This window comes from Lysinibacillus sp. GbtcB16, from assembly GCF_019091145.1.
Taxonomy (GTDB): Bacteria; Bacillota; Bacilli; order Bacillales_A; family Planococcaceae; genus Lysinibacillus; species Lysinibacillus fusiformis.
Map to the genome: position 1 here is coordinate 1 of NZ_JAGXJV010000642.1, position 253 is coordinate 253.

Genomic DNA, 253 nt, shown 5'->3' on the forward strand with positions numbered 1-253 from the left:
ATACTGGGTTCTGTCGTTTTGAAATAAGACAATCACCGAGTTTCCTTTATTTTATCGGCAAATACAAGTAGATGACAAGGGAAAATGTTATGAGAGTCGGACATTTCTTATTCTTTTTATAGACAAATTTCGCAGGATTTAAACATGCTTCAAAATAGTTTCGGGCATACTATTGAGCGGAGGTGTCGATGTGAGCCAAGAACAATTAGGAACAAGGAATTTTGTGCAGATTGGTTTGTTTGGTGGAATCTTT

Annotated in this window: 1 pseudogene; it reads left to right on the forward strand. The window is 36.4% G+C overall.

From position 1 onward, the window contains the following. Positions 1 to 190 precede the first annotated feature (190 nt). Positions 191 to 253, forward strand: a pseudogene (locus tag KVT27_RS27630) (YqhR family membrane protein); the annotation flags it as partial.